24 protein-coding genes are annotated in these 22,505 nt (G+C 65.9%); 7 read left to right on the top strand and 17 right to left on the bottom strand.

What is annotated here, in order from left to right; translation table 11 throughout:
- Positions 1-2 precede the first annotated feature (2 nt).
- The 3 genes from mftC to mftA are packed head-to-tail and all read right to left on the bottom strand — an operon-like array spanning position 3 to position 1,593.
- Positions 3-1,193 carry a mycofactocin radical SAM maturase gene (gene mftC / locus H0P51_RS05075; protein ID WP_180916927.1) on the bottom strand — a complete coding sequence of 397 codons (1,191 nt, stop codon included), beginning with the start codon at positions 1,191-1,193 and terminating at the stop codon, positions 3-5.
- Positions 1,190-1,519 carry a mycofactocin biosynthesis chaperone MftB gene (gene mftB, locus H0P51_RS05070; RefSeq protein WP_213016726.1) on the bottom strand — a complete coding sequence of 110 codons (330 nt, stop codon included), beginning with the start codon at positions 1,517-1,519 and terminating at the stop codon, positions 1,190-1,192. Before mftB ends, mftC begins: the two co-directional genes overlap by 4 nt.
- Complete coding sequence (gene mftA, locus H0P51_RS05065; RefSeq protein WP_180916925.1) at positions 1,504-1,593, bottom strand: mycofactocin precursor MftA; 90 nt, start codon at positions 1,591-1,593, stop codon at positions 1,504-1,506. The genes mftB and mftA overlap by 16 nt, the downstream gene beginning before the upstream one ends.
- Before the next feature lie 116 nt (positions 1,594-1,709).
- Between mftA and mftR the strand changes: the two genes are divergently transcribed.
- The 4 genes from mftR to H0P51_RS05045 are packed head-to-tail and all read left to right on the top strand — an operon-like array spanning position 1,710 to position 5,164.
- Complete coding sequence (gene mftR / locus H0P51_RS05060; protein ID WP_180918751.1) at positions 1,710-2,303, top strand: mycofactocin system transcriptional regulator; 594 nt, start codon at positions 1,710-1,712, stop codon at positions 2,301-2,303.
- Complete coding sequence (locus H0P51_RS05055) at positions 2,300-3,358, top strand: DUF2332 domain-containing protein (RefSeq protein ID WP_180916924.1); 1,059 nt, start codon at positions 2,300-2,302, stop codon at positions 3,356-3,358. Before mftR ends, H0P51_RS05055 begins: the two co-directional genes overlap by 4 nt.
- Positions 3,359-3,413: 55 nt before the next feature.
- Positions 3,414-3,932, top strand: coding sequence for an RNA polymerase sigma factor (locus H0P51_RS05050; RefSeq protein WP_180916923.1), 519 nt, complete (start codon positions 3,414-3,416; stop codon positions 3,930-3,932).
- On the top strand, positions 3,929-5,164 hold the full coding sequence (locus H0P51_RS05045) for a VOC family protein (protein WP_180916922.1): 1,236 nt from the start codon (positions 3,929-3,931) through the stop codon (positions 5,162-5,164). Before H0P51_RS05050 ends, H0P51_RS05045 begins: the two co-directional genes overlap by 4 nt.
- Positions 5,165-5,167: 3 nt before the next feature.
- Here H0P51_RS05045 and H0P51_RS05040 read toward each other — a convergent pair whose 3' ends face one another.
- From H0P51_RS05040 to H0P51_RS05005, 8 genes are all read right to left on the bottom strand, one after another.
- Positions 5,168-6,334 carry an NAD(P)/FAD-dependent oxidoreductase gene (locus tag H0P51_RS05040; RefSeq protein ID WP_180916921.1) on the bottom strand — a complete coding sequence of 389 codons (1,167 nt, stop codon included), beginning with the start codon at positions 6,332-6,334 and terminating at the stop codon, positions 5,168-5,170.
- A 25-nt stretch (positions 6,335-6,359) separates the two neighbouring features.
- Complete coding sequence (locus H0P51_RS05035) at positions 6,360-7,178, bottom strand: mycofactocin-coupled SDR family oxidoreductase (RefSeq protein ID WP_425488962.1); 819 nt, start codon at positions 7,176-7,178, stop codon at positions 6,360-6,362.
- A gap of 134 nt (positions 7,179-7,312) precedes the next feature.
- Positions 7,313-8,116, bottom strand: a complete 804-nt coding sequence (locus tag H0P51_RS05030) for an SHOCT domain-containing protein (protein WP_180916920.1) — start codon at positions 8,114-8,116, stop codon at positions 7,313-7,315.
- A gap of 148 nt (positions 8,117-8,264) precedes the next feature.
- A complete protein-coding gene (gene tuf, locus H0P51_RS05025) occupies positions 8,265-9,455 on the bottom strand; it encodes an elongation factor Tu (protein WP_180916919.1) in 1,191 nt (396 codons plus the stop codon).
- 99 nt (positions 9,456-9,554) lie between these two features.
- On the bottom strand, positions 9,555-11,660 hold the full coding sequence (gene fusA / locus H0P51_RS05020) for an elongation factor G (protein ID WP_180916918.1): 2,106 nt from the start codon (positions 11,658-11,660) through the stop codon (positions 9,555-9,557).
- A 75-nt stretch (positions 11,661-11,735) separates the two neighbouring features.
- Complete coding sequence (gene rpsG, locus H0P51_RS05015) at positions 11,736-12,206, bottom strand: 30S ribosomal protein S7 (RefSeq protein WP_068033913.1); 471 nt, start codon at positions 12,204-12,206, stop codon at positions 11,736-11,738.
- Positions 12,206-12,580, bottom strand: a complete 375-nt coding sequence (rpsL, locus tag H0P51_RS05010; RefSeq protein WP_007167812.1) for a 30S ribosomal protein S12 — start codon at positions 12,578-12,580, stop codon at positions 12,206-12,208. Before rpsL ends, rpsG begins: the two co-directional genes overlap by 1 nt.
- 257 nt (positions 12,581-12,837) lie before the next feature.
- On the bottom strand, positions 12,838-13,494 hold the full coding sequence (locus tag H0P51_RS05005; protein WP_246398403.1) for a TetR/AcrR family transcriptional regulator: 657 nt from the start codon (positions 13,492-13,494) through the stop codon (positions 12,838-12,840).
- Between the two features lie 168 nt (positions 13,495-13,662).
- Between H0P51_RS05005 and H0P51_RS05000 the strand changes: the two genes are divergently transcribed.
- Positions 13,663-14,040 carry a DUF3060 domain-containing protein gene (locus H0P51_RS05000; RefSeq protein WP_180916917.1) on the top strand — a complete coding sequence of 126 codons (378 nt, stop codon included), beginning with the start codon at positions 13,663-13,665 and terminating at the stop codon, positions 14,038-14,040.
- Positions 14,041-14,077: 37 nt separating this feature from the next.
- Complete coding sequence (locus H0P51_RS04995) at positions 14,078-14,581, top strand: DUF3060 domain-containing protein (protein ID WP_180916916.1); 504 nt, start codon at positions 14,078-14,080, stop codon at positions 14,579-14,581.
- 6 nt (positions 14,582-14,587) lie between these two features.
- On the opposite strand, the gene H0P51_RS04990 is transcribed toward H0P51_RS04995, so the two are convergent.
- The 5 genes from H0P51_RS04990 to H0P51_RS04970 all read right to left on the bottom strand — a co-directional run bounded on the left by H0P51_RS04990 (position 14,588) and on the right by H0P51_RS04970 (position 19,470).
- The gene (locus H0P51_RS04990; RefSeq protein ID WP_180916915.1) at positions 14,588-15,355 is read right to left on the bottom strand and encodes a crotonase/enoyl-CoA hydratase family protein; all 768 of its coding nucleotides are present in this window, start codon (positions 15,353-15,355) and stop codon (positions 14,588-14,590) included.
- Entirely contained in the window at positions 15,352-16,080 is a 729-nt protein-coding gene (locus H0P51_RS04985; protein ID WP_180916914.1) for a PaaX family transcriptional regulator C-terminal domain-containing protein, read from the bottom strand. Before H0P51_RS04985 ends, H0P51_RS04990 begins: the two co-directional genes overlap by 4 nt.
- Positions 16,081-16,083: 3 nt before the next feature.
- Positions 16,084-17,022 (bottom strand): crotonase/enoyl-CoA hydratase family protein, encoded by a 939-nt coding sequence (locus H0P51_RS04980; RefSeq protein WP_180916913.1) that lies wholly within the window; start codon positions 17,020-17,022, stop codon positions 16,084-16,086.
- Positions 17,019-18,647: an acyl-CoA dehydrogenase family protein gene (locus H0P51_RS04975; protein ID WP_180916912.1), complete on the bottom strand. Its 1,629-nt coding sequence runs from the start codon at positions 18,645-18,647 to the stop codon at positions 17,019-17,021. Before H0P51_RS04975 ends, H0P51_RS04980 begins: the two co-directional genes overlap by 4 nt.
- Positions 18,648-18,711: 64 nt before the next feature.
- Positions 18,712-19,470 (bottom strand): deoxyribonuclease IV, encoded by a 759-nt coding sequence (locus H0P51_RS04970; protein ID WP_180916911.1) that lies wholly within the window; start codon positions 19,468-19,470, stop codon positions 18,712-18,714.
- Positions 19,471-19,550: 80 nt separating this feature from the next.
- Between H0P51_RS04970 and H0P51_RS04965 the strand changes: the two genes are divergently transcribed.
- On the top strand, positions 19,551-21,467 hold the full coding sequence (locus H0P51_RS04965) for a neutral ceramidase (RefSeq protein WP_180916910.1): 1,917 nt from the start codon (positions 19,551-19,553) through the stop codon (positions 21,465-21,467).
- Here H0P51_RS04965 and H0P51_RS04960 read toward each other — a convergent pair.
- Positions 21,454-22,389, bottom strand: coding sequence for a type IV toxin-antitoxin system AbiEi family antitoxin domain-containing protein (locus tag H0P51_RS04960; protein WP_246398402.1), 936 nt, complete (start codon positions 22,387-22,389; stop codon positions 21,454-21,456). The genes H0P51_RS04965 and H0P51_RS04960 overlap by 14 nt on opposite strands.
- Between the last annotated feature and the right edge of the window lie 116 nt (positions 22,390-22,505).

Here is a 22,505-nt window from a genome sequence, read left to right as displayed (position 1 = left end):
GGCTACACGGGACTTTCGTTGCACAGGCGAGTCGGCGGCCTCATGGAGAGGGTGAGCGGCACCGGCGCGCCAAGCCGCCGGCCACGAGAGTGGTCGACGCGGGGGCGCGGTGTCTCGCGTTCGGCCGCCAGTGCCGGCGCGCCGTAGCCTTGGACGCACTCGGGGTCCGGACCGTCCAGCGGTAGGCCGGTGAAGAACTTCGCCGCCATGCACCCGCCACGGCAGCTGTCGTAATGCCCGCAGCTACCACACGCGCCCGCTGACTGCGGCTCACGCAACTCCCGGAAAAGTGGCGCGTGCTTCCAGACATTCTGAAAGCCAGTGCCAAAGCCGTTGTCGGACAATATGTTGCCGGCCAGGAAGCGGTCGTGGATGGCGAACGGGCAGGCGTAGACGTCGCCCACCGGGTCGATCAGACAGACCACCCGGCCCGCGCCGCACATGTTCAGCCCGGCCAGCGCGCCGGACTGACCCAGCGGTGCCAGGTGGAAGAACGAGTCGCCGGTGAGCACCCGTTCGCCCTTGGCCACCAGCCAGTCGTACAACTGCACCTGCTGGTCGGCGGTGGGGTGCAGCTCCTCCCAGACATCGGCGCCGCGCCCCGAGGGCCGCAGCCGGGTGATGCGCAGTGTGGCACCGTACCGGCTTGCCAGAGCGGCGAATTCGTCAAGCTGTCCGACATTGTGCCGAGTGACCACCACTGAGATCTTCGCGTCTTTGAAGCCCGCCGCGGCAAGGTTCTCCAAGGCCCGGCACGCCATGGCGAACGATCCCTCGCCACGCACCGCGTCGTTGACCTCGGCGGTCGCACCGTCCAAGGAGATCTGGACGTCGACGTAGTCGCTGGCGGCCAGCCGCGCGGCCACCTCGGGCGTGATCCGCACCCCGTTGGTGGAGAACTTCACCCCGACGTGGTGTTCGGTGGCGTAGTCCACCAACTCCCAAAAATCCGGGCGCACAGTCGGTTCGCCGCCACCGATGTTCACGTAGAACACCTGCATGCGTTCCAGCTCGTCGATGATGTCCTTGCACTGGCGGGTGGACAGCTCACGCGGATCGCGTTTGCCCGACGACGACAGGCAGTGCACACAAGCCAGGTTGCAGGCGTAGGTCAGCTCCCAGGTCAAACAGATCGGCGCGTCGAGCCCGTGCTCGAACTGCTCGATCAACGATGGGACGGCGGCTGTCGTCATTGAGTCTCTCCTGGTACCAGCATGTTGGAGCGGGCCAACACGCCCAGTGCGTGCAAATAAGGCGCCTGCTCGTGATCGTGGATTCCGGCGGCGCGGCAGGCGGACCGGGCGTCGAGGTGGTCGGCCAGCGACTCCACCACCGTCAGGATGGTGCGGTTCTTCAGGAACGACAACTTTCGGGTGCCGAAGTGATACAGCAGCGCACCGAATGGTTCCGGTCGAACAGCCACCTGTGGGTGCAGGCGCCAGCCGCGGTCGGGGTCGAACTCCCTGGCGTCGAGCCGCCCCGTCCGCGCGGACGCAGGCACGGTCAGTAGACCCCGCACATGCCGTCGATGGAGACCTCTTCGACCAGGGTCTCGGTGACGAGTTCGGTCTCGGCCTGGTTCTCGTTGTCCATATCGCTTGCCTTTCTCCGCGGGGTTAGAACACTAGGGATGGACAATTGTGAGTGGTTGTGGTCACAATCGTGGCCAGAATATGGCATCGAGTGCCGTAATGGAAGGGCGGGTACTGATGTTGCCCGAGTCGCGGCTCGGCCGGCGCCGCTCGACGACGCCGCTGCACATCGCCGACGTCGCCATCGACCTATTCGCAGCCCGCGGTTTCGCGGAGGTCAGCGTCGACGACGTCGCGCACGCCGCCGGCATCTCGCGGCGAACGTTGTTTCGGTACTACGCGTCCAAGAACGCGATCCCATGGGGCGAGTTCGACAGCTACCTCAGTCAGCTGCAGGACCTGCTCGCCACCGTCGACCCGTGCATCCCGTTGCGCGAGGCACTGCGCGCGGCGCTGCTGGCTTTCAACACCTTCGACGAATGCGAAACCGCGAGGCATCGGCAGCGAATGCGCGTAATACTGGAAACCGCTGAGCTGCAAGCCTATTCGATGACCATGTACGCCGGCTGGCGCGAGGTGATCGCGGGGTTCGTCGCGCACCGAACGAACTCCAAAGCCACCGACCTGCTGCCCCAGACCGTGGCCTGGACGATGCTCGGCGTCGCGCTGAGCGCCTACGAATTCTGGCTGAGCGACGAATCGGTCCCGTTGCCCGCCGCACTCGGCAACGCCTTCGACGTGGTCGGCACCGCCCTGGACGGGCTCGGGTGAACGACCGGCAACCCACCGCGCACCTGGCGCATACCCTGCGCGCGCAGGGCCGCTTCTGCGCGGACTCGGGTTCGTCGATGTACGGCGATCTCTTCGAGCGGATCGCCACCAACGTCGAGGCCGGTGGCGACTTCGCGGGCATCCTGGCCGACTATCAGGACGCACCGTCACGCCACGCGGTGCCGTTGCGCTTGCTCGGCGGCCTGCACCGGATGGTGCTCGACGGGCGGGCCGCCGTCCTGCGCCGCTGGTACCCCAGCACCGGAGGCAGCTGGGACGCCGAGAGCGCGTGGCCCGACATTGCGCGGGTGGCGGCCGAAAACACCAGCGCGCTGCGCGCCGCGCTGGACCAACCGCCGCAGACCAACGAGGTGGGGCGCTCGGCCGCGTTGATCGGCGGCTTGTTGTCCTTGGCAAGGGAATTCGCCTTGCCGATAAGGCTTTTCGAGATTGGGTGTAGCGCCGGCTTGAATCTGCGCGCCGACCATTACCAGTACCGATTCGCCGGTGGCCGCTGGGGACCGTCGGACTCACCGGTGGTAATCGAGGACGCCTGGCACGGCGACCTGCCCCCGGCCGGCGAGGCGCGGATCGTCGAACGACGGGGGTTCGACATCTCGCCGCTGGACGTCACCGGCACCGACGGCGAACTGACCGTGTTGAGCTATGTCTGGCCCGACCAGGACGCGCGGCTGCGGCGACTGCGCGGGGCGATCGAGGTCGCGCGCGAGGTGCCCGCGCAGTTGGAGCGTCGAACGGCCGGTGCCGCGGTGTCCGCGTTGAGCCTGGCCGACGGAGCGCTGACCGTGCTCTGGCATTCGATCACGTGGCAATATTTGCCCGCCGAGGAACAGGCAGTGATCCGAGAGGCCGTCGCTGCGCTGGCCGATCAAGCCACTACCCGCTGCCCGTTCGCGCACCTGACCATGGAGCCCGCCCGCGACGGCCCTGGTGCGCCGCTGAAGTTTTTGGTGCGCGTGGCGAGTTGGCCGCGCGGCGGCAACCGGGTACGGGCCGAATGCCACGCACACGGGCCGCCGGTGCATTGGCGGTAAGAATTTTTTTCGATGTGGGTGTCGGATTTCGGGTCGCCGACGCGACGATAAGTATGTGAGCGCCCAATCGGACCGCCAAGGCGACGCTGCCCGCGCGCTGTTGGCGCTCTACGACGAGTCGCTACCGGTGGTGTACGGCTACTTCGTGCGGCGCTGCGGCGATCGTGGGATCGCGGAGGACCTGACCTCGGAGACGTTCCTGGCAGCGATGCAGGCCGCCCGCACTCGCAAGGATCCGCCGACGATCGCGATGCCCTGGCTGATCGGCGTGGCGCGGCACAAGCTGGCCGACCATTACCGGCGTCGCCGTGACTTTGTCTTGGTCGCCGATCCGCCCGAGCCCGCCGGGGCGGACGACGACTGGGACGCCGAGCTGGACCGACTGGTCGCCGAGAGCGTGCTGAACCGGCTCAGCGAGCCACACCGCGCGGTGCTGGTGCTGCGTTACATGGACGACTGCACCGTCGGGGAATGCGCCGAACTGCTCGGCCGCACAGTGCACGCGACCGAGGCGCTGCTGGTCCGCGCCAAAAGGGCGTTTAGGAAAGAATATCCGGAAGGGGGCACGTCATGAGTCAACACGACCCGCTGCACGTGCTGCACACCGATGACCTTCCGGTGCAACCCGATCCGGCCTTCGCCGCGCGCCTGCGTCGACGGCTGGAGTCCGCATTATCGCTACCCGAAGGAATTCTCATGACTGCTGAGACACTGACCACAGCCACGACAGCGCCCCGTCCGGCGGCACTGCCCTACTTGGCGGTAGCCGATGCGCGCGCCGCAATCGCCTGGTACACCGAAGCTTTCGGTGCGGCATTGAGCGGCGAACCGATCGTGATGGACGACGGCCGGATCGGCCACGCCGAGCTCGAAATCGGACCCGGTGTTTTCTATCTGGCCGACGAGTTTCCCGAGATGGGACTGAAATCTCCGGTACCGGAATCGGTTTCGGTGAGCCTGATGCTGCATGTCGCAGACACCGATACGTCGTTGCAGCGGGCTCGCGAAAAAGGTGCCACGGTCGAGCGTGAGATCTACGAAGGGTACGGCTCGCTCAACGCAACCATCATCGACCCGTTCGGTCACCGCTGGATGTTCAGCGGTCCGATGGGCGCACCGATCCAGCACGGAGACGTCGGGTACGTCTCGGTGTGGGTTCCCGACGCCGACCGCGCGGCCGCGTTCTACGGGAAAGTCCTGGGTTGGAGCTACGACCCGACGTCGCATCTGGTGACCAGCACCGACATGCCCACCGGCATTTCGGCCAGCCCCGGCACGCCGACCCTGTTCTGCTGCTATGCGGTCACCGACCTCAGGGCCGCCCAAGCGGCCATCGTCGAAGCCGGCGGCAGCGTCGGTGAGGTGCGGCAAACCGAACACGGCGACATCTTGGACGCGACGGATCCTCAAGGTATGGCGTTCGCCGTCTTCCAGGCGGCCCCAGGCCGGAAACGCCCGGCGCTCAACGGCTCTGGACCCGGCGAAGTCTCGTATGTCACCTACGAGGTGGCGGATGCCGCGGCGTTCCGCGACTTCTACAGCCGCGTGCTGGGCTGGACCTTTGAGCCCGGCCGAGTCGCCGATGGCTGGGCGGTGCGCGATGCGCACCCGATGTCGGGCGCTGCGGGCGGCAGCGGGCGCCCGGCTGTCGTACCGATGTGGACGGTGACCGACATCGACGCCGCGGTCGCGCGGGTCCGCGACGCAGGTGGCACGGTGCTGGCCGAGCCGTCCCAACAACCGTATGGTCTGTCCGCCGAATGCACCGACGACCAGGGGTCGCGGTTCTACCTGGGTCAGTTTTAGGTTCTAAAGCATTTCACCGATAGGTGTTGCGGCGGCGATCTTGGCGCGCACCTTCATCACCTTGCCCGGCAGCCCGCCGCCGACCACACCCACCAGCACTCCGTCGCGCTCGTAGTACGCCAAGAACTTGCGGCCGTCATCCTCGATGATGTGCACGATGTCGTCGGCTTCCGGCTCGCCCAGACACTGGATCTTGACGTCGTACTGGTCGCTCCAGAAATACGGGACAACCACCACCGACGGCACTTCATGGCCCAGCAGCGCCGGCACCACGACCCTGGCCTGGTCGGCGACGTTGCTCCAATGTTCCACGCGCGATTGGTGTCCCGTCGCATCACGCCATGAGGCGACGTCCCCGAGCGCCCACACGTTGGGCGCACTGGTACGGCCGGCCTCGTCGCAGACGACACCGTTGTCGACTTCGATGCCGCTGCCGTCGAGCCATCCGGTCGCAGGGTGCGACCCGATGCCGACCACCACCAGGTCGGCCGGCAGCTCGGTACCGTCGCTGAGCACCACCTGCTCGACGTGCCCGTCGCCGCGTACCTCGGCAACCCCCACTCCGGTGCGCACGTCAACCCCCTCGTCGCGGTGCAGCCGCGTCACCAACGCGCCGATCTGTTCGCCCAGCACCGAGGCCAGCGGGGTCGGTTGCGGCTCAACCAGTGCCACTTCCACGCCCAAGCCGCGCAGGCTGGCGGCCACCTCGCAGCCGATGAAGCCGGCCCCGATCACCACTGCCTTCTTCGCCGAGGCCGCGTGGGTGCGCAGCGCCACGCACTCGTCGAACGACCGCAGCACCCGGATGCCGTCCAGGTCGGGAAAGCTCGGGATGCGGCGCGGCACCAACCCCGTCGCGATGACGAGTTCGTCGTAGCCAAGCGTGGATCCGTCGGCCAGCGTCAAAGTCTTTGCCGCGGTGTCCAACTCGGTAGCCGCCGAACCGAGACGCAGGGTGATGTTTTTCTCGTCATACCACTCGCGCGGCTTGAGTGCGGTGTCGTCGACCTCGCTGCGCAGCACCTCCTTGGACAGCGGAGGCCGGTCGTATGGCAGGTGTACCTCGTCGCTGACGATGGTGATGGGGCCGTCGTATTCGGCGCGGCGCAGCTGCTCGGCGGTCCGAGCAGCGGCGAGCCCACCGCCGACGATCACGATTCCGTTGGTCACGTGGTGTTCATACCACGATGGCCGGTCAGTACTTTAGGGCACCCTTATCGACCGGGATCTGGGTGCCCGAAAGGGTACCGGAACCCGCACCGGCCAACCACACGACGACGTCGGATACTTCGTCGGGCGACATAAAACCCTTGTACTGCATCGGCATTGGAGGAAAGGCGTGCACGAAGCGCGGATGCTTGGCGAACACCTCCATCATCGCGTCCGGCTCGATCATCGGGGTGTCGACCGAATAGGGATGGATGGAGTTCACCCGAATGCCGTATTCGCCGAGTTCGAGGGCCAGCGTATTGGTCAGCCCGGTCAGGCCGAACTTGCTGGCCGCATAATGGCCGTTGCCCGGGGTGGCCTTCAGACCGGCCGCCGAACTGACCACCACAATGGCGCCGCCGTTGCCGGCCTCGATCATCGCGGGAATCGTGGCCCGCAACGTGCGCCAGGTGCCGGTGAGATTGACCCCGACGACGGTGTCCCACTGTTCGTCGGTGAGCTCCCACACCCGCCCCCAACCCAGCACGCCGGCGTTGGCGATCACGATGTCGAGGCGACCGAACTGCTCCACACCGTCAGACACCAGCTGGCGCAGTGCGGCATCGTCGCGGATGTCGGCCTGGCGGGCCAGAACCTTACGCCCCTCGGCCTCCACGGCCCGCACGGTCTCGTCCAAATCCTCGGGGGTCGCCGGCGGGTAGCTGATGGTGTCCGACACCGGAGCGCAGATATCGGACGCGATGATGTCGGCTCCTTCGCGGGCCAGCCGCACCGCGTGTGAGCGGCCCTGGGCGCGGGCCGCCCCGGTGATGAAGGCGACGCGTCCCTGTAGTGATCCGGCCACGGGCTCCCCTTTCGCTGCCAGTCAGGCTAGCAGCGGAATTGAAACGTGTTCTAGTAGGCCTACCCCTGGCCCGCCCGTGGCTCCATGCCACTTTGCTCCGGCCCCGAACTCCGGGGAGCCAACCGCAGCGCGGGCTAGATCTCGGCGATGATCTGGGCGCGCTTGCTGGCGTATTCCTGCTCGTTGACCACACCGCTGGCACGCAGTGAGTCGAGCTCTTGCAAGCGGTCGGAGACCGAGGCCTGCGCGGCAGTGGGGTACCCGGCCGGCCCCGACTGCTGAGCGGCCGACCGGCGCACCACGGCCTGGATCTGCTGACGCAGGCCAGGGTTGGACCGCACATCCACCATGCGATTGAGCGCAATGTTGTTGGCCTTGAGGATCTGCAGGATCTCCAGCAACGGGCCGGCCTGACCCCGCAAATCATAGGTCCGTCCGTCTTCCTCGACGCTGAACTGGGCGGGCACCAGTCCATTGACCAATGCGCTTCGCTCCCAGTCGATTCGGTACTCGTTGGTGGTGGGATCAACCAGCACGACGAGCTTGCCCGCAGTCAGGTTGCCGAGCCGGGTGACACTGGCGATCACCCGGTCCTCGCTCTCAAACGGCGTGATCCCGGACCCCGAGACATGCAGGCGCACCTTGACCACCTGCTGATCGTTGATGCGGGTTCCGGTCTCAGTGAGTCCGACGATCTGCGCCAGCGCCAGCACGCCGTGCTGCTCGAGGAACTCCGACTTGGCCTGCGCGTTCGCCCCGTAGTAGGTCAGCGCGATCGCGATCAACACATCGGCGACGGTGATCAGCAGGCCGACATAGAACATCCACGAGAGCAGCTCGCCGAATCCGGTCGCGAAATACACGACCAAAAAGATCGGCCCGACCAGTCCTCCGCACAACAGCACCAACAGTTGCATCTTGATATACCGCGCCAGCATGTGCCCACTCCTCGCTAGAGCCCGAAAGGTGATGTCACACTAGCCCCGGGGCCGGCGCTACCGATCCCAAATAAAGGACGAACGACAAGCCCGAAACGACAGAACCCGGACCGCCGAAACGGCGGTCCGGGCTCTGTACCGAACGGACTTACTTGATGATCTTGGTGACCCGGCCGGCGCCGACGGTACGGCCACCTTCACGGATCGCGAACCGCAGACCCTCGTCCATGGCGACGGGCTGGATCAGCTTCACCGAGATGTTGGTGTTGTCACCGGGCATCACCATTTCGGTGCCCTCCGGCAGCGTCACCACACCGGTCACGTCGGTGGTGCGGAAGTAGAACTGCGGGCGGTAGTTGTTGAAGAACGGCGTGTGCCGGCCGCCCTCGTCCTTGGACAGGATGTAGACCTGGCCCTCGAACTCGGTGTGCGGCGTGGTGGTGCCGGGCTTGATGACAACCTGGCCGCGCTCGACGTCCTCACGCTTGACACCACGCAGCAGCAGCCCGACGTTGTCGCCGGCCTGACCCTGGTCGAGCAGCTTGCGGAACATCTCCACACCGGTGACCGTGGTCTTGGTGCTGGTCGGCTTGATGCCGACGATCTCGACTTCCTCGTTCACGTTGACCACGCCACGCTCCACACGACCGGTGACCACGGTGCCGCGGCCGGTAATGGTGAAGACGTCTTCGACGGGCATCAGGAACGGCTTGTCGGTGTCACGGACCGGGTCCGGGATCGACTCGTCGACCGCGTCCATCAGCTGCTCGACGGACTCGACCCACTTGGCGTCACCCTCGAGCGCCTTGAGCGCCGACACCCGTACGACCGGGGCTTCCTCGTCGAACTCCTGGGCGGCCAGCAACTCGCGGACCTCCAGCTCGACCAGCTCAAGCAACTCTTCGTCGTCAACCGCGTCGGACTTGTTCAGCGCCACCAGGATGTAGGGCACGCCCACCTGACGGGCGAGCAGCACGTGCTCACGGGTCTGGGGCATCGGGCCGTCAGTCGCGGCGACCACCAGGATCGCGCCGTCCATCTGGGCGGCACCGGTGATCATGTTCTTGATGTAGTCGGCGTGGCCGGGGGCGTCGACGTGCGCGTAGTGACGCTTCTCGGTCTGGTACTCGACGTGCGCGATGTTGATCGTGATACCGCGCTGACGCTCCTCGGGCGCATTGTCGATCTGGTCGAACGCCTTGGACTCGTTAAGGTCCGGATACTTGTCGTGCAGGACCTTGGTGATAGCCGCGGTCAGGGTGGTCTTGCCGTGGTCAACGTGACCGATGGTCCCGATGTTGACGTGGGGCTTGGTCCGCTGGAACTTCGCCTTCGCCACTTCTGTGTCCTCCTGGACTGTTGGTGCTCGTTAAAGCAGTTTTGATTTTCCTAGGTTTTGCCGCGGTAGTAACCGGGCCAGGTTACTCCTGGCTATAGATCACTCGCCGGTCGCCTTGGCGATGATTTCCTTCGACACATTCGCCGGTACTTCGGCGTACGAGTCGAACACCATGGAGTAGTTCGCCCGGCCTTGAGTCTTGGACCGCAGGTCGCCGACGTAGCCGAACATCTCCGACAGCGGCACGTGCGCCTTGACGACACGTGCACCTGCCCGCTCCTCCATGGCCTGGATCTGGCCACGGCGGGAGTTCAGGTCGCCGATCACGTCACCCATGTAGTCCTCGGGTGTGGTGACCTCGACGGCCATGATCGGTTCCAGGATGACCGGCTGCGCTTGCTGCGCAGCCTTCTTCAACACCTGCGAACCGGCGATCTTGAACGCCATTTCCGACGAGTCGACCTCGTGGAAAGCACCGTCGAGCAGCGTGACCTTCAAGTTCACCAAGGGGTAGCCGGCCAGCACGCCGTACTGCATGGCGTCCTGCGCGCCGGCGTCCACCGACGGAATGTACTCGCGCGGAATACGCCCACCGGTGACCTTGCTCTCGAACTCGTAGGTGGCGCCGTCCTCGCTGGTGAAGGGCTCCAAACTGATCTGCACCTTGGCGAACTGGCCCGAGCCACCGGTCTGCTTCTTGTGGGTGAACTCGACGTTCTCCACCTTGCGCCGGATGGTCTCCTTGTAGGCCACCTGCGGCTTGCCGACGTTGGCCTCGACCTTGAACTCGCGGCGCATCCGGTCCACCAGGATGTCCAGGTGCAACTCGCCCATCCCGCCGATCACGGTCTGGCCGGTCTCCTGATCCAGGTGCACCTTGAAGGTGGGGTCCTCTTCGGCGAGCTTCTGGATCGACAGGCTCAGCTTTTCCTGGTCACTCTTGGTCTTGGGCTCGATCGCCACCTCGATCACTGGATCGGGGAAGGTCATCGACTCCAGCACGATCTGGTTGTTCGGGTCGCACAGGGTGTCACCGGTGGTGGTGTCCTTCAGACCGATCACCGCGTAGATATGGCCGGCTGAGGCCGTGTCCACCGGGTTCTCCTTGTTGGAGTGCATCTGGAACAGCTTGCCGAGCCGCTCCTTCTTGCCCTTGGTGGCGTTGATGACCTGCGAGCCGGAGTCGACCTTGCCCGAGTACACCCGGACGTAGGTGAGCTTGCCGAAGAACGGGTGCGCGGCCACCTTGAACGCCAGCGCGGCGAAGGGCTCGTCGGTGGACGGGTTGCGGGTGATCTCTTCGTCTTCTTTGCCAGGCACGTGTCCGACGGCCGGCGGCACGTCCAGCGGGGACGGCAGGTAGTCGACGACCGCGTCGAGCATGGGCTGCACGCCCTTGTTCTTGAACGCGCTGCCACACAGGACCGGGTAGGCCTCGGAGGTGATCGTCAGCTTGCGCAGCGCAGCCTTGATCTCCTCGACGGTGAGCTCCTCGCCGCCCAGGTACTTCTCCAATAGCGCCTCGTCGGTCTCGGCGACGGCCTCGAGCAGCTTGGTGCGGTACTCATCGGCCTGCTCGGCCAGGTCTTCCGGGATCTCGATGGTGTCGTAGGTCTCGCCCAGCTTGGTCTCGCCCCGCCACACCTTGGCGTTCATCTCGACTAGGTCGACGATGCCCTCGAAGTCGCCCTCCGAGCCGATCGGTAACTGGACCGGAATAACGTTGGCGCCCAAGCGCTCTTCCATCGTCCGGACCGAGAAGTAGAAGTCCGCGCCAATCTTGTCCATCTTGTTGACGAAGCAGATGCGCGGCACGTCGTACTTGTCCGCCTGCCGCCAAACCTGCTCGGACTGCGGCTCCACGCCCTCTTTGCCGTCGAAGACTGCAACGGCGCCGTCCAGCACCCGCAGCGAACGCTCCACCTCGACGGTGAAGTCGACGTGCCCAGGGGTGTCGATCAGGTTGATCTGGTGGTCTTTCCAGAACGTCGTGGTGGCAGCCGAGGTGATGGTGATACCCCGCTCCTGCTCCTGCTCCATCCAGTCCATGGTGGCGGCACCGTCGTGCACCTCACCGATCTTGTAGCTGATGCCGGTGTAGTAGAGGATGCGCTCGGTGGTCGTGGTCTTGCCGGCATCGATGTGCGCCATGATGCCGATGTTGCGGACCTTGCTCAGGTCGGTCAGCACGTCCTTCTGTGCCACAGAAGTCTTCCCACTCTTTCGTTGCTCAGTTAGCTGTCTGTCGCTTGAGGCCCCGGCAGTTTCAGCCGGCGGTCATCACCAGCGATAGTGCGCGAAGGCGCGGTTTGCTTCGGCCATCTTGTGGGTGTCCTCGCGCCGCTTGACGGAGGCACCCAGGCCGTTGCTGGCATCCAAGATCTCGTTGGCCAGCCGCTCGACCATCGTCTTCTCCCGGCGCTGCCGCGAGAAGCTGACGAGCCAGCGCAGCGCCAGCGTGGTGGACCGGTCTGGACGCACCTCGACGGGCACCTGGTAGGTGGCACCACCAACACGGCGGCTGCGCACCTCCAGAGCGGGCTTGACGTTGTCCAAAGCCCGCTTGAGGGTGATCACCGGATCGGTGCCGGTCTTGTCGCGGGCTTGCTCGAGCGCACCATAAACAATGCGCTCAGCCAGCGATTTCTTCCCCTGCAGCAGAACTTTGTTCACCAGCTGGGTGACCAGCTGCGACCCGTAGACGGGGTCGTTGACCAACGGACGCTTGGGTGCGGGCCCCTTGCGCGGCATTAGCTCTTCTCCTTCTTGGCGCCGTAGCGGCTGCGAGCCTGCTTGCGGTTCTTGACGCCCTGGGTGTCGAGCGAACCGCGGATGATCTTGTAGCGCACGCCGGGCAGGTCTTTCACTCGGCCACCACGCACCAGCACCATCGAGTGCTCCTGCAAGTTGTGGCCCTCACCCGGGATGTAGGCCGTAACCTCAACCTGGCTGGTCAGCTTCACACGGGCGACCTTCCGAAGCGCCGAGTTCGGCTTCTTCGGGGTGGTGGTGTACACGCGAGTGCACACGCCACGACGCTGCGGGCTGCCTTTGAGAGCCGCGGTCTTGACCTTGGCGATCTTGTCGCGACGACCCTTGCGGACCAGCTGCTGGATGGTTGGCATTTACCGGCTTTCTCTGTCTTTGTTGTATGTCAAGTCTGTGTACTGCAGTTATGCCCCGCCGCGTTACCCCACGCCCGGGCGTGTCGCATACGTGGAGCATCGGCAACGAGGTCCGATGCATCGTGGACATGCGAATTAGCCCGGCATTCGTTCCCTTACGTCAGGCGCCGTAAGCCGCCAGGCACGAGCCACCACAATACCCGCCGGCGGTCTGGCAGGTCAAAGCGGTGCCCGCCCGCCCGGACTCAATCAGCGCATCACGTCCCGATCACGTCCCGATCAGCGGATACGGCGCTGCGCGTGTCCATGCTGGCGGCCAGCCGCAGCACCATGTCGGAGAAGACGGCGTCGGTGTCGATACCGTCCATTACTCCGGTCATCTCCAGCAGCACGAAGCCGTGCATTGCCGACCAGAACTCCAACGCCGCGTAGAAGGCGTCCTCGCCGACCAGACCGTACGACGACAACACCGCGATGACCGGCGCCGCGGCACCCTTTGTCGCGGCTGAGTACTCGGGGTCCTCGCCGCCGAAGGGCATCCGGGTAAAGGCCGAGTACCTGCCGGGGTGGTGGTGGGCATAGCTGCGGTAGGCGCCGGCCATGACCAGCACCGCGTCGTCGCGGGCGCGGCCTTCGCCGACCCGGTTCAGCATCGTGATGATGTCGTCGATCACCCGGATGCGCACCGCCCGACGCAGGTCCTCGAGGCTGTCCACGTGGTTGTACAGCGACGGCCCCTTGGTCCCGAGTTGGGTCGCCAGCGCGTTGATGGTCAGCGAATCCCAGCCCTCGCGGTCCAGGAACGTCAGAGCACCATCGACGATGCCCTCGCGGCTCAGCTTGGCGTGCCGGGTCCCGGACTTCCCGCCGCGCGCGCGGACACCGGCTGACGGTGGATCCGGCTGAGCTGCCATGGCGATTTGCCCTTCGGTTTCGGATGGCCATTCAACTAATGACTCTAGTTGACCGGAAGCCGCACCGGCCGACACCAACGCGCGGTTTATCCAGTTGGGTCTGTCCTCCTACCGGCCCTTCGTCGTAGGCTCAGACGCACATCACCGCCCAATGAAGGGGTGCCCGCAGTGAGATGGACAACCGCCGCCGCAGCACTGGCTATCGGCGTGATAAGCATTGCTGCCGTCTCGGCCGCCCCGGCCCCAGTCGCGCATGCCAAGAACGGCGACACCCACGTCACCGGACAGGGTGTCGAGACGACGATCGACTGCAATGACTCCACGCTCATCGTCAACGGGACCTCGAACATCGTCACCGCCAAGGGAACCTGCTGGGCGGTCACGATGATGGGGACGTCCAACACCGTCATCGCCGACACCGTGGTCAACGACATCACCGTCTACGGCTACGACGGCACGGTGTTCTTCCACAACGGCGACCCGTTCATCTGGGATCGCGGTCGCGAATTGGGCATGACCAACCGGATCCAGCGCGTCGGCGCCTGAGCCAGCCAACCCCTCAACCGGAGAGGACCGAAATATTATGCGCGCCAACACAACTGCTTTCCCCCAGCGGGTGACGCGGCTGGCAGCACTACTCGGCGCGCTGTCCATCGCCGGCGCGGCTGCAGTGGTCGGGTGCAGTTCGACCGCCACCCCGCCAGGCGGCAGCAGCTCGACGTCGTCTTCGACCAAGTCGTCCACGGCGACCAGCAGCGGGACCGCGGAGACGAGCACCGAGGAGAACGGCCCCACCCTGAGCACCTCGGTGCAGGTGGGCAACACCGTGGTCTACGCATACAAGGGGCAGACCGCCACCATCTCGTGCGAAGAGGGCAAGTCGTTGAACGTCACCGGGTCCGACAACACCCTGACCGTCAACGGCAGCTGCGAGAACGTCAGCGTCGGCGGCATGAAGAACAACATCACCATCGACAACGTCAAGACCCGCATCACTGTGCTCGGGATGGACAACACCATCACCTACAAGAATGGCGACCCGAAGGTCGACAAGATCGGCCCCAACAACACCGTCACAAAGGGTTAAGAGGGGCTAGTCGGCGGGAGCGCCGTGTCGACCGGCTCCGGCGGCGAACCGGGACGCACCCTCCAGCGACTCGGCGGCCACCCGAGAGATGCTGGCGAACTCGAGGTCCATCGCCGCAGACTCGGGCAGTCCCCATTGATGGATTGCTGAGAGCCGGTCGGAACGCAAACACTGCTGCGGCAGCGCGGCCAGTTCGGATGCCAACTGTTGCGCCGCGTCAAGCGCTTGCCCGTTGGGCACCACCCGGTTGGCCAGCCCGATCGCCAATGCTTCGTCGGCCTTGACCGGGCGGCCAGTGAGAATCATGTCCATCGCCCGGCTGTGCCCGATCAACCGCGGCAGCCGCACGGTGCCACCGTCGATCAGCGGCACCCCCCAGCGGCGGCAGAAAACGCCGAACACCGCGTCCTGCTCGGCCACCCGCAGATCACACCACAAGGCCAGCTCCAAACCCCCCGCCACGGCGTAACCGTCCACCGCGGCGATCACCGGTTTGGACAGCATCATCCGCGACGGCCCCATCGGGCCGGGCCCGCTGCGGTGCACGGAATTGGCTTGCGGTGTGCCGAACGCCTTCAAATCCGCTCCCGCACAGAATGTTCCACCTTCACCACGCAGAATCGCGACCGAGGCGGACTCGTCGCGGTCGAATTGTTCGAACGCGGTATACAGCGCGGCCGCCGTCGGACCGTTGACCGCGTTGCGCGCCTCGGGCCGGTTGATGCTCACCGTGGTCACCGGGCCACTGCGCCGCACACGTACCAGATCGCTCATAGAGCCTCCTGCAGTTGTCGTTCCGCGTCGTCGCGTCGCCGAGCCAGTTCGGCGGCGAAGTCGTGGTAGGCCGCGCGCAATCGGGCGCCCGGCCAGTCGGTGGGAAGCAGCTCGTCGGGCAGCAGCGGGTCGGTCAAGAGATGCCGCACGATCGCCGCGGCCACGACGAATCGCTCGGGCACGTCTGCCGCGTCGCCGATCTCCCCGAGTAATTGGTGCCCGACGGCGTCCCACTCGGCCAGGTCCCACAGCTGACCGGCCAACTGCGCCGGGGCCTCGTCGCGGGCCGTCAGTACCCGCACCCGGGCCGCGACGTCGACATCCAGGCTCAGTTCGAGGTTGTCCGGTCGCATCCACACGCCCTCGCGCAATTCACCGAACCTGCTGTCGTGCATAGTGTTTCGCAGTGCGGCCCGAGTCCGTGGATCGGTGCCCACACTGGTGACGACGACCACGTGCCACGTGCCACGCCAGGTCCCGGCGGATGGGCGCATGGCCTCGTCCTGACGACGCTGACGAGCCAGCAGCCGCTCGGAAAGGCGATAGCCGTCGGCGGAGCGGATTAAGTCACCGGCGCTGACCATACGGGTCAAGGCCACCCGCAGGGTCGGCTCCTTGATCCCGAAATCCGCTGTCAACCTGATCAATTCGCTGGCGCTGGCCCAGGCTGGGTGAGCACCCAGCAAGACACTGAGCACCACCGACCGGGCGGTCATCTTCCGCATGGCCTACACCGGGGAAGCTCGCCGACCGTAGTCGCCGAACGGCTCGTCGCGGTGCTTGACCGCGTCGCGGAAGCCGTGCTCGACGGCATCGGCGACGAAGGCGTGCCCCTCCGGCGTATGCCGGGCAACGCCGTCGAACACGGTGCTGACCATTCGGCTGGTGGCCACCCCCTGCTGCAGCAGCGGCGCGTTGAGCGCCAGCTTGATCATGATCAACTGGTTGACCGGCAGCGCGGCAATGCGGGCGACCAGCCGTTCGGTGCGCTCGTCGAGGTCCTGCGGATCGGGCGCCTCCACCGCCAACCCCCATTCGGCGGCTTGCGCGCCGGTGATGCAGTCGCCGGTGAACAACAGTCGTTTGGCGCGCTGATCGCCGAGTCGATGTGCCCATAGACCCGCCGCCGGAACACCCCACACCCGGGTCGGCGGGTAGCCGATCTTGGCGTCGGCGGCGGCGATCACCTGGTCGGCGTGCAGCGCGATGTCAGTACCGCCGGCCACGCAGTAGCCGTGGATCTTTACCACCGTCGGCTTGTCCGCGTGCATCAGGCTCGAGAAACCGCGCACGAACCGGCTCATCATCTGGTAATCGATCATCGGATCCCACGGCTGGTTCGGCAGGTGGTTGATCCCCTGGGTCTTCCCGTCGAGCACCGTGCCGGTGTACGCGCCGGTGCCGCCCGCCGAGCCGGTTCCGTCGGCATAGGCCGACAGGTCGAAACCCGCGCAGAAACCCTGGCCGCGCCCGGACACCAGGATCACGTGGACATTCGGGTCGAGGTCGGCGCGCTCGACGCACGCCGACAGCTCCAGCGGCGTGTCGGCGACGATCGCGTTGCCCTTCTCGGGCCTGTTGAAGGTGATTCGCGCAACCCTGTCGGTGACCTCGTAGGTCATCGTCTTGAGGTTGTCGAAGTCAACGGGCCGGATCGAGTGGGTCACCCCTTCACCAGCGCACGCTCGATGATCGGCGCCAGATCCAGCCCGGCCGGCATGGTGCCGAACGCACCACCCCACTGGCCCCCGAGCCGGGTCGCCAGAAAAGCCTCGGCCACCGCCGGATGTCCGTGGCGCACCAGCAGCGAGCCCTGCAGCGCGAGGCAGATGTCCTCGGCGACTTTGCGGGCCCGGTACTGGATGGTGTCGGAGTCGGCCAACTCGGTTCGCAGCTCCGCCACGTGACTGTCCAGCCTGGCATCCTGGCCACCGATCTGGCCCAGCTCGTCGAACAGGACCTCGATGGACTCGGGACGAGTTACCATGGCGCGCAACGTATCCAGCGCGCTCACGTTGCCAGATCCCTCCCAGATACCCATCAGCGGGGCCTCGCGGTACAGCCGCGGCATGCCCGAGTCTTCGACATAGCCGTTGCCGCCCAGACATTCCAGCGCTTCGGCGGCGTGCGGTGTGGAGCGCTTGCACACCCAGTATTTGCTGGCCGCCAGGCCGATGCGACGCAGCAGCGCCTCACGCTGGTCACCGCGCACCGCCTTGTCGGTGGCACCGGCCATCCGGAACGCGACCATGGTCGCGGCCTCGGCCTCCACCGCCAGATCGGCCAGCACGTTGCGCATCAGCGGCTGGTCGATCAGATACGCGCCGAAGGCTTTTCGGTGCTGGGCGTGATAGACGGCGCGGGTCAGGCCAGTGCGCATGCTGGTGGCACTGCCCAGCGTGCAGTCCAACCGAGTGAGGTTGACCATCTCGATGATGGTCGGCACACCGCGCCCCTCCTCGCCCACCAACCACGCTGTGGCGCCGTCATATTCGACCTCACTGGAGGCGTTGGCGTGGTTGCCGAGCTTGTCCTTGAGCCGCTGCAGGAACATCCGGTTACGGGTGCCGTCGGGCAGGATCCGGGGCAGCATGAAGCAGCTCAGGCCCTTTGGCGCCTGCGCAAGCACCAGGAAGATGTCGCACATCGGTGCCGAGGTGAACCACTTGTGCCCGACCAGGCTGTAGGTGCCATCCGCGTTGGGGGTTGCCTGGGTGGTGCCGGCCCGCACATCGGAGCCGCCCTGCTTCTCGGTCATCGACATGCCCGCGGTGATGCCGGGTTTGGCGGTGGCCGGCTTGAGCTCGGGGTCGTAAACGCGACTGGTCAGCAACGGCTCGTAAACGGCCGCCAGCTCGGTGTTGAACCGCAGCGCCGGCACCACGGCATAGGTCATCGAGATCGGGCAGACGTGGCCCGGTTCCACCGTCCACACCGACGTCTTGGCCGCGCGCACCACGTGCGCGCCCGGTCGCTCGTCGGCCCAGGGCGCGGCGTGCAAACCGTGGGCGATCGCGGTGCGCATCAATTCGTGATAGGCCGGGTCGTACTCGACCTCGTCGATGCGATGGCCAGTCTGGTCGTGGGTGTGCAGCACGGGCCTGTTGCGGTCGGCCAGCTCGCCCCAGCGCTGCGCTTCGCGGCTGCCGTTGATCGCCCCTAGTTCGGTCACCTCGTCCAGCCCCCATTGCCCACCTTCGCGGATGACGGCCTCGACGATGAGCGGGGACGTGGCCGGGTTGTAGTTCTCCAGCGGTGGAACCTGGTTGGTGACGACGTGCGTATCTGACATAACCTCGATATTACATTTTTTCGACAACCGCACAAGATCCGTAATAGTGGCGGCGCCGCCTCGCTCAGCCGCTGGTCTTATCCCGTAGGAACGCGATGTCGTCCTTGCGGCCTTCGTCAGCGGTTTCGCAGATCACGGGTGCGTCCGCGGCCTTCACCGCCGCGACCAGCAGTTCGGGGTCGATCTCTCCGGTACCTAGGTTGGCGTGGCGGTCCCGGCCCGAGCCGGGAGCGTCCTTGGAGTCGTTGCAGTGCACCAGGTCGATGCGTCCGGTGATCCCCTTGATCCGGTCAACCGCGTCGACCAATGCCTCACCGGCCGCCCAGGTGTGGCAGGTGTCCAAGCAGAAGCCAATGCCGGTGTCGCCGATGACATCCCAGAGGCGTGCGATGGTGTCGAAGCGCCGGGCCATCGCGTGGTCACCGCCGGCGGTGTTCTCCAGGTAGACCGGGACCTCGGTGCGCAGCTGGTCCAGCGCCTTGCGCCAGCGGGCGAAACCCGCGTCCAGGTCGCTGTCGTCGGCGACGTGACCGCCGTGCACGATCACCGCCGCGGCGCCGATCTGGGCGGCGGCATCGCAAGTCTGCTGCAGGATTTTGCGCGACGGGATCCGCACTTTGTTGTTTGCTGACGCCACGTTGATCAGGTACGGCGCGTGCACGTAGATAGGCAGGGCCGCGGCCTTCAACTCCGCGGCGTCCTCGCGCGGCTTGGGCGCCTTCCAGCTCTGCGGATTACCGAGGAATATCTGCACCACATCGGCGCCTTCGGCCTGGGCCGAGGCCAGCGGATCCTGTGGGCTTACATGTGAACCGATCAGCACTCTGGCGAGTTTAACGAGACACCCCGACACGGCGCATATGGTGTGAATCCGTAGGAACAGCGGTCGTGGAAGGTGCGCCAATGACTTCGGTGGGGCTTTCGGTCGGACGGGGCGTCTCCGACATCACCGGCGAAGCGGCCGACTGCGGGATGCTCGGCTACGGCAAAATCGAGCAGCGCACTGCCGGCATCCACCTTCGATTGCGTTCGCGTGCCTTCGTTTTCGACGACGGCGAGCAACGGGTGCTACTGGTCGTCGCGGAGCTGCCGCTGCCCATGCAGAACGTGACGGACGAGGTTTTGCGCCTGCTGGCGATGTCCTACGGCGACACCTACACCGCGCGCAACACGCTGATCACCACCACGCACACCCACGCCGGTCCCGGCGGGTATTGCGGACATCTGCTGTACAACCTGTCGACCAGCGGCTTCCGGCCGGCGACCTTCACCGCGATCGTCGACGGAATCGTCGAATCGATCCGGCACGCCCACGAAGATCTGGCACCTGCCGAGGTGCGGCTGTCGCACGGCGAACTGCGTGACGCGAGCATCAACAGGTCGCCGTCGTCGTTCGACCGCAACCCGGCGACCGACCGGGACTTCTTCCCCGGCCGCGTCGACCCGCTCACCACGCTGATCCAGATCGATCGCGGCCCCGACACCGTGGGCGCACTCCACTTCTTCGCCACCCACGGCACCAGCATGACCAACCGCAACCTGCTCATCACCGGAGATAACAAGGGCTTCGCCGCCTACCACTGGGAGCGCACCGTGCGCGGCGCGGACTACCTGACCGGTCAGCCCGACTTCGTCGGTGCGTTCGCCCAGACCAACGCCGGTGACATGAGCCCCCACGTCGACGGACCCATCGCCTACGGGCCGTCACGGTCCGCGGACGAAATGGCCAACACCCGCCAGATCGGGTTGGCTCAATTCGAGGACGCCGTCGCGCAACTGGGCAACGGCACACTAATCGGCACCGACGTCGACTCCCGGCTCACCTACCTCGATCTGGCCAACGTCGTCGTCGGCGGGCAGTACACACCCGACGGGCGCGAACACCGCACCGGCCCGCCGATGATCGCCGCCGCGATGTTCGCCGGGACCGACGAAGGTGAAGGCTTCCGCGGATTCAGACAGGGTCGAAATGCACTCTGGGACAACGTATCCCGTGGCATCTACCGCGTCGGCGCGGGACTGCGGGCGGCGCAGGAACCCAAGGGCATGGTGATGCCGGCGCACCTGCTGAACCGGCTGCAGCCCTTCATCCAGGAAATAGTCCCGGTGCAGCTGGTCCGGATCGGGCGTCTGTATCTGATCGGAATTCCCGGCGAGCCGACTATCACCTCGGGACTTCGACTGCGTCGCACCGTTTCCTCGATCGTCGACGCTGACCTCAATGACGTGCTGTGCGTGGGGTACTCGAACGCCTATATCCACTACGTGACCACTCCCGAGGAATACCTCGAACAGCGCTACGAAGGCGGCAGCACCCTCTTCGGCCGATGGGAGCTGCCCGCACTCATGCAGACCGTCGCCGCGCTGGCCGAGGCAATGCGCGATGGCTGCGCGGTGTCACCCGGCCCCGGACCGCGACGGACCAAGCCGCGCAGTTGGCTGCGCATGCCGCCGGCCGACGTCGGCTCATTCGGCGCGATCGTGGCTCAGCCGGAGGGGACGTACGGGCCCGGCGAAACGGTGGAAGCCACGTTCGTCAGCGCGTATCCGAACAACGACTTGCACCGCAACCGCACCTTTCTGGAAGTGATGCACCTCGCGGATGAACAGTGGGTGCGGGTCGCCGACGACGGTGACTGGTCGACCACCTTCGAGTGGCGACGCGAAGGGCGTGCCAGCTCGCACGTCCGCATCCGATGGGACATTCCCGCCGACGCTGCGGCCGGGCGGTACCGCATCGTCCACCACGGCACCACCCGCGACCGGCACGGTCGGCTCGAGCCGTTCGTCGCGACCACCGGCGAGTTCACCGTGCGTTGAGTGCGCGAGCAGACGCAAAAGCACCCGACACGCCGGGCGTGCGGGTGCTTTTGCGTCTGCTCGCCAGGTGGTACTTGACGCGGTCCGAGAGGTCGACGGGCGCACGGCGGACATCTTCGACCGTGAACGGCATCGTCAGCCAGTCGCATTCCTGCAACCGCGCGGTCTTGAGACGGTCGTGCATGAGAGCATCGCGGCCCAGATGCCACTGCACGCTGTCGTACTCGGCGACGAACATGGCCTCCGGCCAGGCGAAGTCGACGCGCCAAACCCTGCCATAAAGATCCACAATGCTGTACTGCAGCTCCGGTGTCGGCACTTGATTGTCGATGAACACAAGTCGCGCCTCACTCTCCATCGGAGACTCGGCCCGCCCGTCGGCGTTGCCGATCAACTCCCGAACCTTGACGATGCCGCGTCGACCTTTTTGCAGGCGGATAGCCGCTTCGAGTTCGCCTGTGCTGCAAGCTTGGATGCGCAAAGCAGCGTCCATCGTCGCCAGGCCGCGGGGCCGCGACAGCGACCGCGCGACCTCTATCACCGTCCAGGCGGGGGCAGTTGCCAGTCGCCCCTGCACCCGTCGCAGCGGTGCCCCAATTCGCTGATGCACCATCAGACTCGTCGATGGTCGCATGCGCACACCCGGATCGAGGATGTGCAGGCGTGAAGTTGACTCGGTATCGAACCCGTACAACGTCGCAGCGGTACCCATGCAGGCCACAATCGGCTCACGCGCCACCAGGTCCAGCGCTGCCAGTTGGCCGAGCACATCGGGCGGGCTAGGCGCATACACACCGTGCCGCACGCGAAACAGCCTGCCCGCCTTGACAAGTCCAGCCAGCTGCCGGTGAGTGACCATGGTCAGCAGCTCGGCCGTGGTCGCAAGACCACCCGTCTTTTGCAGCACACTTTCGATGTCCATGGCCGCAACAATGTGGCCCGAGTCCCCGACAGTGTAGGCAGCGGCGAGCGCTATGTGGATAAGAGCTCGACTGTGCACGGATGAGCAGACGTAAAAGCACCCGACACGCGGAGCGT

This window comes from Mycobacterium vicinigordonae, assembly GCF_013466425.1.
In the GTDB taxonomy this organism is placed as follows: domain Bacteria; phylum Actinomycetota; class Actinomycetes; order Mycobacteriales; family Mycobacteriaceae; genus Mycobacterium; species Mycobacterium vicinigordonae.
This window is presented reverse-complemented; position numbering and strand designations above follow the sequence as displayed.